Genomic DNA, 8897 nt, shown 5'->3' with positions numbered 1-8897 from the left:
GTGGGGCTCTCTTTTTTTTTAAAACCCCCCCCCCCCCCCCCCCGGGCCCGCGCCCGGGGGGGGCCCCCCCCCCGCGGGGGGGGGGGGCGGGGCGGGCCCCCCTCGGCAGGGTCCCCCGGTCGTTCTTCACCAGCACGGCGCACTCGGTGGCGAGTCGCTTCGCCAGCGAGTGGTGGGCGGCGGCGTCGAACGTGCCGGTCGCGGGCGCGGCCCTCCGGGAGAGTTCGACCACGCGGCGCACGCTCCGGTCGACCACCGCCTCGTCCAGCTCGCCGCTGCGCACCGCGGCCACGATCTCGGCATCGGTGACGCCGCCGGTCCCCGGCATCTCCAGGTCCAGGCCGGCGACGAGCGCCGCGACGCGGTCGGCCACGGCGCCCCAGTCGGAGACGACGACGCCTTCGAACCCCCACTCGTCGCGCAGGACGTCGGTGAGCAGCCGGCGGTTCTGCGACGCGAGGACGCCGTTGACGCGGTTGTACGAGCACATGACCGTGGCCGGGTGCGCTTCGGTGACGACCTTCTCGAACGCCGGGAGGTAGATCTCGCGCAGCGTGCGCTCGTCCACGTCCGCGCTGATCCGCATCCGGTCGGTCTCCTGATTGTTGGCCGCGAAGTGCTTGACGGAGGCGCCCACGCCCTGCTCCTGGAGAGCGCGCACGTGCGCGGCCCCCAGCACGCCGCTCAGCAGCGGGTCTTCGGAGTAGTACTCGAAGTTGCGGCCGCACAACGGTGACCGCTTGATGTTCACGCCGGGGCCGAGGTTGACGGTGACGCCGGCGGCACGCGCCTCGCGGCCGAGGGCGGCGCCGATCTCCGCGGCCACCTCGGGGTCCCAGCTGCTGCCGACGGCGGCCGCGGTGGGGAAGCAGGTGGCGGGTCGGCCGGCGTGCACGCCCAGGTGGTCGACTTCGGCGTCCTGGGCGCGGAGTCCGTGCGGTCCGTCGACCAGGAGCAGGGACGGCACGCCCGCGGCGTCGATCGCCTTGGTGGTCCAGAAGTCGTGCCCGGACAGCAGCGACGCCTTCTGCTCCAGCGTGAGGTCGGCGGTGGTGTGCTGTGGCATCAGCGGTGTCCTTCCCGGCCGACGACGGCGGCCGTGAGATCGTCCTGGAGTTCCCGCGAGGCGCCGGGCACGTGGTGGAGGACGGTGTTGAGCGAGAAGCTCGCCGCTTCCGGGGCGGAGGCGTCGAGGGGGATGCCGGGGAAGTGCTTGCCGAACGCCTCGGTGACGGCACGCCACACCGTGGCGTCCTGGGCGAGGACCCGCAGCGGTGTGTCCATCGTGTACCGGACCGGGGCCGTGCCCGCGATGTCGTACTGCCAACCGTGCTCGCCGGCCTCGACCTCGACGACGAGGTCGTCGGGGTGCAGCGGCAGCACGACGGTCGCGCTGGTGCCCTCCGGGATCCGCACGTCGAGTCGCATCCGGTTCTCGCTGATGCGCCACGCGACGGAGGCCGGCCCGTGCACCGTGTCGTGGGTGACGGTCGCGTGGGTGAGATCGCCACCCGGGCGTGGTGCGATGCGCATCCTGAGGTAGCCGGGTTCGGCGGGGGTCAGGCCGCCGACGACCTTGTGCAGCCAGTCGGCGACCGCGCCGAGCGCGTAGTGGTTCAGCGACGTCATCCCCGACGGGTTGACCGAGCCGTCCGGCCGGATCGAGTCCCACCGTTCCCAGATCGTCGTCGCTCCCATCGTCACCGGGTAGAGGAACGACGGGCACCCGGTCTCCAGCAGCAGGAGGTAGGCCACGTCCAGGTGACCGGTCCGGCTGAGCGCCTCCGTGACGAACGGGGTCCCGGCGAAGCCGGTGGAGATCCGGTAGCCGGCCTTGGCGACCAGCGCGGCCAACCGCTCGCCCGCCCTGACCTCCTGCTCCTCGTCCAGGATGTCGAAGCAGATCGAGAGCGCCAGTGCGGTGGCGGACTCGTCGGCGAGGCGGCCGGACGCGGTGACGTACTCGTGGCGGAAGGCGGTCCGCACGCGCGCGGCGAGGGCCGCGAAGTGCTCGGCGTCGTCGGTCTCGCCCAGCAGGCGCGCGGCCTTCGTGATCTCGGCGGTGGTGCGGCACAGGAAGGCCGAGGCCACGAGGTGGCGGTCGGTCTTCCCCCCGGCGGGGTTGTCGATCGGCGCGTCGGGGTCGAGCCAGTCGCCGAACTGGAACCCCCGGTCCCACAAGCCGTTCCCGTTCAGCCGGGTCTCGACGTCCCGGATGAACGCGGACATGGACCCGTAGCTGCGCCGCAGGATCCCGACGTCGCCGTATTCGGTGTACAGGGTCCACGGCAGGCTGACCGCCACGTCGCTCCACAGCGCGGTCGGCGTGCACGGCGTCGACAGCACGTCGGGGACCACCCAGGGGACGTAGCCCTTCGCACGGTGCTCGGCGGCGAGGTCGGCGAGCCACGACCCGAGCACCCCGCGCACGTCGTAGAGGAAGGCCGCGGTCGGGCCGAAGGCGTTGATGTCCCCGGTCCAACCCAGGCGTTCGTCGCGCTGCGGGCAGTCGGTGGGGACGCCGACGAAGTTGTCCCGCATGGACCACACGACGTTGGCGTGCAGCCGGTTGAGCCGTTCGTCGGAGCACTCGAACCAGCCGGTGCGGGGCATGTCGCTGTGGACGACGACCGCGGTGATGTCGTCGGCGGTCAGCGTGCCGGGATAGCCGTCCACCTCGACGAAGCGGAAGCCGTGGAAGGTGAACCTCGGTTCCCACGTCTCCACGTCGTCACCCCGCGAGGTGTACCGGTCGGTCGCCGCGGCCGTGCGCAGGGTCTCGGTGTTCAGCTCGCCGTCGACCAGGACCTCGGCGTGGCGCAGCGTCACCGTCTGCCCGGCCCGCCCGCGCACGGTCAGCCTGACCCGGCCCGAGATGTTCTGCCCGAAGTCGACGATCGGGTTGCCGTCGCGGTTGCGGTGGATCGCGGTCGGGGCGAGCTCCTGGGTCCTGCGGATCGGCGGCGCGCCGGTGGTGACCAGGGTGGCGAGGTCCCAGTCGAAGGGTTCCACCGGCGTCCACGTGGTGTCGTCGAAGCCGGGGAGGTCCCAGCCGACGGGTTCGAGGCGCGCGTCGTGCTCTTCCCCGTCGTACAGGCTGTTGGCGAGCACGGCTCCGGTCCCGGCGGTGAACGACTCGTCCGTGCCGACGGTCTCGACCCGGTCGTCGTACTCCAGGTCGAGCTGCAGGAACAGCCCCGGCCGGTCGGCGTAGTGGTTGCGCTTGCCCTCGTACCCGAGCCGGCCGATCGCCCACCCCTCGCCGACGACCGCGCCCAGCGCGTTGGCCCCGGGCACGATCCGGTCGGTGACGTCGTGGCTGCTCACCGCCAGCCGGTGGCGGTAGGACGTCCAGCCGGGCGTCAGCACGTCCTCGCCCACGCGGGCGCCGTTGACGTGGGCCTCGACCACCCCGATCGCGGTGACGTGCAACGTCGCGCGGCGGGGCGCCCCCTCGACGGTGAACTCGCGGCGGAAGTAGGCCGCGGGCTCGCCGGGCCGCGCCCAGGACGTGGCCGCGGGTGTGATGAACCTGGCCTGCCAGGTGGATGACATGATCGACTCCTCAGCGAACGGACTTGACGCGCAGCACCGCGAGTCCACTCAGGACGGTGCAGGCGGCGGCGACGAAGAACAGCAGGGTGTAGTTCTTGCCGGTGGCGGTCGCACCGACCGCCAGGACCACCGGTGCGACGAGGGGGGCCGCGGATTGCGGCACGCTGGTCGCGAAACCGATGATGCCCATGAACCGGCCGGCCTCGCTCTCCCGCTCCGGCAGGACGTCGAGCACCAGCGCCTGGTCGACGGCCGAGAACATGCCCAGCGCGATCGACGTGGTCAGCGACCCGGCGAACAGCAGGGGCAGGTTCCCGGCGAGCGCCATCACGGCCGCGCCGAGCGCGAAGACGGCTCCCGCGGCGAGCACGAACGCGCGCCGCCTGCGCAGCCGGTCGGAGAGGAACCCGCCGCCGATCGCCCCGGCGGAGGTGGCCAGCACGCCGAGCCCGGACAGGGCGGCGACGGTGCCCGCCACCTCCTGCACGCCGACACCCAGGCGGGAGGCGAGGAAGAACGCGACGAACGTCGTGTTGAGCGTCAGCCCGAAGTAGAACAGGAAGCGGCTGAGCCACGCCCAGGAGTAGTCCGGGTACCGGCGAGGGTCGAACACGTACTTGCGGGCCAGGGCGCCGATCGTCAGCGGGGCGCCGAAGGACGAGCCGCGGCTGTCCGGCTCGGGCACCAGGGCGACGAACAGCGCCACCAGCACGGCGCCGATCGCGCCGGGCACCAGGAAGAGCAGGAGCGGGTCACCCACGAAGCCGCCGGCGAGCGTGACGCCGACGGCCGGTGCGACGAGGGTGCCGAACCCCACCAGGCCGGCGACCTTGCCGCGCTGGGACTCCGGCAGGCGGTCGGCCTGCGAGTTGGTCAGCGCGCCGAGGGCCTGGCCCCAGCCCAGCTGGGCGAGGACCCAGCCGAGCCCGAGCACGAGGACGCTCGGGGCGGTCGCCATCACGACCAGCGACACGATCCCGACCAGCGTGCCGACGACCATGAACGGCCGGCGGCGACCCAGCCGGCTGCGGGTGCGGTCGCTGAGCACCCCCAGCAGCGGGCCGGTGACGACGACCGTCGCGGCGCCGGCGCCGGTGATGTAGCCGAGGTACTCCTCGTGCCCCGGCGCGAGCTGCGCGAGCCGGACCGACAACGAGATCGCCAGCGGGGTGATGAACGCGATGAAGACGCCGAACTGGGCGAGCACCATCAACCAGATGTAGCGGGCGGAGACCTCCGGCAGCCCCGTGTCCGGCGACGGGAGCTGGGCCGACGTGGTTGCGGGAGGCGGCGGGAGGGCGGACGCTTGGCTGTCGGTCATGAGCAGACTCCGTTGTCCGAAAGGCGAGGTCCAGGCTGTTAGCACGTGCTAGCGGGACGGTGAGCGGTGATGCTAATCTCGTCCGGCTAGCACGTGCAAGCACTCGAGCTTGAAACGTTCCAACCACCTGCGGAGGTCGACCGCCGTGCCCGACCCGACGTCTGTGGAGCAAGCCCTGCCGGCAGCGCGTCGAGACGCCCTCGCCCGGACGGCCTGCGCGACCGCCGGGACCGGCTCCCGGCCGACGCGGCGGGTGGCCCGCGGACCGGCTCGGCCCCGATCAGCGCCTCCCCGCACCGACCTCCGGCCGCTGCCGGCCGACCCCGGTAAGACGCCGGGCTCGCCCCGAACCCCGTCGGGGCGTGCCACCGCGGCCCGGACCGGGAAGCCCGCGGGTGACGGACGCCTGATCCGTCAGGACCCCGTGGACTCCCGGGCGACCACCGCGGTCGCGGCGTCGACACCGCCGTCGGGCAGCGGGCGGCCGGTGGCGGCCTGGAGCGCCAGCGCGGCCAGGTGCCGCCCGAGCCCCGCGTAGTCGATCCGGATGCTGGAGATGGAGGGGACGAACAACGCGGTGTACGGGCTGTCGTCGTGCCCGATGACGGCGAGGTCGGCGGGCACGTCGTGGCCCCCGCGAAGGGCGGCGCCGATCACCCTTGCGGCGCTGTCGTCGTTGTACGCGACGACACCCGTCACCTTCGCGTGGAGCCAGTCCCGGACCGCCCGCGCGGCCGCGTCCGGAGCGCCGTCGACCGGTCGGACGACCGGCGGGGCCGACCCCAGGGACGCGGCGGCTTCCCGGGCCGCCCGCAGCCGGGACTCGACCAGGCCGGACACGCGCGCGTCGGTCGTCGCGGCGAAGCCGAGGCGCCGGTGGCCGCGCGCGTGCAGGTGCTCGACCTGCAGGCGCGGGCCGTCGTCGAGGCCGAGGGGATCGGGCGTCGAAGGACTCGGCCCCGCCCCCGGGATGATCTTCGTGATGCCACAGCCCCGCATCGCCGCCACCTCGTCCGGGGTGAACGGCGCGAAACCCACCACCACCTCGGGGTCGAGGAGTTCCCAGAGCGGGCGGGCCGTTCCCACGGGGTGGTGCGTCTGGGTGACGAGCGAGTACCCGGCCTCTTCCAGCGTGTGCGAGGCTTCCTCGACGCACTTGCCGACGCTGAAGTCCACCGGCCAGTCCGGGATGATCAGCAGGACCAGCCTGCTGCTGCCGCGGCGGAGCGCCTGGGCGGCCGTGTGCGGGCGGTACCCCAGGCGTGCGGCCTCCGCCAGCACCCGGTCCCTGGTCGCCTCCGAGATCCTCTGCCCGGCCGTCCCGTTGAGCACGAAACCGACCGTGGCCCGGGAAAGCCCCAAGGACCGCGCGACGTCCGCCGCCGTCACCCGCTTGCCCGCCCCGGCCCTCACGTCCACCTCTCCCCACGACTTGCACGTGCTAGCAGTGAGGTTAGCAGCCGTTCCCCCGGCCTTGCCGATGATCGAACCCACAGCGGGCCCAACCCGCCGGTCAGTCGACGACCCTCCCCGGCGAGCACACCGCTTCTCCCGGTCCCCTAACCCACGATCGGCGACTCATCGGAGTCGTCATCAGGATATTTGAATTCCCGGTACTCTTCATCGACCAGGGCCAGTGATTGCCGAACCGCGCCTGTGGCCGTGAAGTAGCCCCGGTGTGCGTAGGGCAGGGAATCTTCATGATCGAGCAGGTACGGATCGGTCCCCCGCAGCGCGTCGTCCAGCATGGCGATCGACGTGTAGCCGACTTCCGACAACTCCTGCGACAGTTCGGACAGTTCCTCCTCCGAGACCTCTCTCCAGCGATCAGGGTAGCGCCTTTTCAGGTAGGACTTCAGCTCATCCGAGGATATTCTCAACGCATCCCCCACGGAATCATCCACCGATACTCCGCCGCGACTCCGGCCGTGCCCGCGATGCGACAGTCGACCTCGGGCCCCATGGGCTGTCACTCCCCGAGGTGATCGGCGCATCCCGCACGCCCATCATCCCGGCCGCGGCGCCCGAGCCATACCGCCTGATCAGCGAAGGCCGGGCCTGAACCGCCAGTAGTCCCTGCTCCGCGTCGATGTCGGCCTGTCGGCGGCTTCGGCCACGGCGACCGGTGGTGCGGGTGCTCCGGGCAGGGTGACCGTGACCACGAGGCCGCCGCCTTCGCGCGGCTCGGCGTGGACCTCGCCACCGTGGGCGCGGGCCACCGCGCGCACGATCGAGAGCCCGAGGCCGGCGCCGGTGAGCCGGTTCGTGGCCGGCCGGCGGAACGGTGCGAACAGGCCGGGGATCTCGTAGCGGGGCACGGCCGGCCCGGTGTTGGCGACCACGAGCTCCACCGAGCCGTCCGCTCGGGTGGTGCTCGTGACGCGCACCCAGCCGCCCTCGGTGACGTTGTGCCGCACGCCGTTCTCGACGAGGTTCTGCACGAGCCGCTCCAGGAGCACCGGGTTCCCGGAGGTCGGCGCCTCGCCCGGCTCGGCGTGGACGTCGACCGCCCCCTGCTGCTGCGCCACGACGTGCGCCACGATGTCCGCCAGGTCCACATAGGACAACTCGCCGGGCTCGCGGTCGGAGTTGGCGAGGACCGGCAGTCCTTCGATCAGCCGTTCGTGGCGGGCGTTGACCTCCAGCAGCGTCTCGCCGAGCCGGCGCACGTCGGCCCCGGCCCCGCGGCGCGCGATCGCGACCTCGATCAGCGTCCGGTTGAGGGTGAGCGGGGTGCGCAGTTCGTGCGACGCGTTCGCGACGAACCGGCGCTGGCCGTCCAGCGAGTGGTCGAGGCGGGCCGGCATCAGGTCGAACGTGTCGGCCAGCCGCTTGATCTCGTCGGGCGGGCCGGTCAGCGCGATGCGCTCGTGCAGGCTGCGGTCGGCGGCCGGGGCGTCGGCGATCCGCCGCGCGGTCTCGGTCACCCGGTCCAGCGGCCGCAGCAGCCGCCCGGCGACGAACCAGCCGAGCGTGGTCGCCGCGGCGGCGACCGCGACGAGCGCGATCCCGCCCTGGGTGAGCAGCGCGGCGAGTGTGTCCTGCCGGGTCTCCTCGACCACCTGGTTGAGGGACGGCCCCTCCCCGGCCGGCTTCAGCGGCGGACCGTCCACCGCGGTCGTGGTGGCCGGGCCGGCGCCGGGCGCCTGCCGGGAGACGAGCGCGTAGGTCACGCCGAGCAGCGTGATCCCGGCGAGGAGGAACAGCCCGCCGTAGACCAGTGTCAGCCGGGCGCGGACCGTCAGCCGCCTCACGGGATCCGGTACCCCACTCCCGGTTCGGTCAGCACGACCGGTGGTTCGCCGAGCTTGCGTCGCAGTTTGAGGATCGTCATCCGCACGGTGTGGGTGAAGGGGTCCGCGTGCTCGTCCCACGCCTTCTCCAGCAACTGCTCCGCGGACACGGCGGCGCCGTCGGCGCGCAGCAGTTCGGCCAGGACCGCGAACTCCTTGCGGGACAGCGGAACGTAGCGGCCGTCCCGGAACACCTCGCGGCGGTGCGGGTCGAGCCGGATGCCGGCCCGCGTGAGCACCGGCGGCGCGGCCGGGCGGGACCGCCGGCACAGCGCCGTGACCCGCGCGGCCAGCTCGACGAACGCGAAGGGCTTCGGCAGGTAGTCGTCCGCGCCGACGGCGAGGCCCGCGACCCGGTCGTCGACCGTCGCCGCGGCGGTCAGCATCAGCACCCTGGTCGTCGCGCCGCGCGCGGTGATCGTCCGGCACACGTCGTCACCGTGCACGACCGGCAGATCCCGGTCGAGCACGACCACGTCGTAGTCGTGCACGTCCAGCCGCTCCAGCGCGGCACCGCCGTCGTGCACCACGTCCACCGCGTGCGTCGTCGCGCAGGCCCTCCGCCACCGCGCCCGCGAGCAGGGGCTCGTCCTCGACCACCAGGATCCGCATCCCTCCATGGTGACCCGTGGTGACGTCACCTCGGCGTCAACGTTCGCGGAGACGCCGGGGTGACGCCGCCCCGGCTCTACTTCGCCCGGTGGCCGGCGACCGGCCGGCCGGAGCGG

The 8897-nt window shown here is 72.9% G+C and carries 6 protein-coding genes and 1 pseudogene; all 7 read right to left on the bottom strand.

The window, feature by feature from the left end:
• Window positions 1–1066, bottom strand: a 1066-nt coding sequence (locus ACFXGA_RS15435; RefSeq protein ID WP_378088225.1) for a glycoside hydrolase family 3 N-terminal domain-containing protein, incomplete at its 3' end; no start/stop codon positions are given.
• Window positions 1066–3555, bottom strand: coding sequence for a glycoside hydrolase family 78 protein (locus ACFXGA_RS15430; protein ID WP_378088223.1), 2490 nt, complete (start codon window positions 3553–3555; stop codon window positions 1066–1068). The genes ACFXGA_RS15430 and ACFXGA_RS15435, both read right to left, overlap by 1 nt.
• Window positions 3556–3565: 10 nt before the next feature.
• Window positions 3566–4876 carry an MFS transporter gene (locus tag ACFXGA_RS15425; RefSeq protein ID WP_378088221.1) on the bottom strand — a complete coding sequence of 437 codons (1311 nt, stop codon included), beginning with the start codon at window positions 4874–4876 and terminating at the stop codon, window positions 3566–3568.
• 414 nt (window positions 4877–5290) lie between these two features.
• Window positions 5291–6289: a LacI family DNA-binding transcriptional regulator gene (locus ACFXGA_RS15420; protein ID WP_378088219.1), complete on the bottom strand. Its 999-nt coding sequence runs from the start codon at window positions 6287–6289 to the stop codon at window positions 5291–5293.
• Between the two features lie 146 nt (window positions 6290–6435).
• Window positions 6436–6780 carry a hypothetical protein gene (locus ACFXGA_RS15415; protein ID WP_378088217.1) on the bottom strand — a complete coding sequence of 115 codons (345 nt, stop codon included), beginning with the start codon at window positions 6778–6780 and terminating at the stop codon, window positions 6436–6438.
• A gap of 138 nt (window positions 6781–6918) precedes the next feature.
• Window positions 6919–8130, bottom strand: a complete 1212-nt coding sequence (locus ACFXGA_RS15410) for a sensor histidine kinase (RefSeq protein ID WP_378088215.1) — start codon at window positions 8128–8130, stop codon at window positions 6919–6921.
• Window positions 8127–8781: pseudogene (locus tag ACFXGA_RS15405) on the bottom strand (response regulator transcription factor). Before ACFXGA_RS15405 ends, ACFXGA_RS15410 begins: the two are co-directional and overlap by 4 nt.
• Window positions 8782–8897 lie beyond the last annotated feature (116 nt).

Origin of the sequence: Actinosynnema sp. NPDC059335 (assembly GCF_042752395.1) — a bacterium.
Classification (GTDB): Bacteria; Actinomycetota; Actinomycetes; order Mycobacteriales; family Pseudonocardiaceae; genus Actinosynnema.
The sequence above is the reverse complement of the archived record's forward strand: the minus strand, read 5'-3'. Positions and strand labels throughout refer to the sequence as shown.